Below are 1,075 nucleotides of genomic sequence, written 5' to 3'. Positions count from 1 at the left end.
ATGTTAACCGCTACACCACGGGTCCAGGTTTATATGGAGGAGGAAGAGGGATTCGAACCCCCGCGCCGCTTTCACGACCTATCGGTTTTCAAGACCGAACTCTTCAGCCACTTGAGTATTCCTCCGTGTGATATAAAAGAAATAGAATTGGTAGCGGCGGAGGGAGTCGAACCCCCGACCTCACGGGTATGAACCGTACGCTCTAGCCAGCTGAGCCACGCCGCCATAAATAAATAATTAAATAGCTACTTAATTATATCAATATAATAAAATGAAGTCAATGTGTATTTTTAATAATTAATTTTCTAGAAGAATTACTTAATCATTAACTTTCAAAAAATAACTAACATTGTCGACATCTGTTACTTCATTCATCTTACAGACATAGGAGCAATTTGTTTGTCATTTTTTCAGTGACAATAATTAAATTATATCACAATAATTTATCTTGCGCAATATCTTTTTTGAAATATTTTGTTCAACCACTGGACTTCTATTACAAGATGTTCTGTTCTACAAGTTCAACGTTTTTTCTTTCAAAACACCCGTTAACGAGTAGATAATCATTGTACTAGAATAATTTAAGTTTAACAACCTTTTATGATTAGTAGAAACTTCGTTCCTTATCCAATTAAAACAATGGCTTTTTACGACTTCACAAACTAAAAAACACACTCACTGCGAATGTGTTTTTTAGTTACCTAGCAACGTCCTACTCTCACAGGGGGAAACCCCCAACTACCATCGGCGCTGAAGAGCTTAACGATCGTGTTCGGCATGGGAACGAGTGTGACCTCTTCGCTATCGCCACTAGATTTTTTAAATTGTGAATCGTCAATTATGAATGTTCTATTGTTCTTTGAGCTTCTCTGAGAAGCTTTAAACAATTCATAATTCATAATTGGTAATTCATAATTCCTACAGGGTCATTCCCTGAAAACTAGATAACACACATTTAAGACTTGAGTAAAATTCAATTCTTATTTTTAGGATAAGTCCTCGACCGATTAGTATCTCTCAGCTCCACACGTCGCCGTGCTTCCACCCGAGACCTATCAACCTCATCATCTTTAAG

2 tRNA genes and 2 rRNA genes are annotated in these 1,075 nt (G+C 37.1%); all 4 read right to left on the bottom strand.

Features of this window, described 5'->3' with window-relative positions:
* Positions 1 to 34: 34 nt before the first annotated feature.
* Positions 35 to 125: transfer RNA gene (locus DS745_RS23820), tRNA-Ser, on the bottom strand.
* Between the two features lie 23 nt (positions 126 to 148).
* Positions 149 to 225: transfer RNA gene (locus DS745_RS23815), tRNA-Met, on the bottom strand.
* 474 nt (positions 226 to 699) lie between these two features.
* Positions 700 to 815, bottom strand: a 5S ribosomal RNA gene (rrf, locus tag DS745_RS23810).
* 172 nt (positions 816 to 987) lie between these two features.
* A 23S ribosomal RNA gene (locus tag DS745_RS23805) occupies positions 988 to 1,075 on the bottom strand; the annotation flags it as partial.

The sequence above is a fragment of the Anaerobacillus alkaliphilus genome, from assembly GCF_004116265.1.
GTDB classification, from domain to species: domain Bacteria; phylum Bacillota; class Bacilli; order Bacillales; family Anaerobacillaceae; genus Anaerobacillus; species Anaerobacillus alkaliphilus.
The sequence above is the reverse complement of the archived record's forward strand: the minus strand, read 5'-3'. Positions and strand labels throughout refer to the sequence as shown.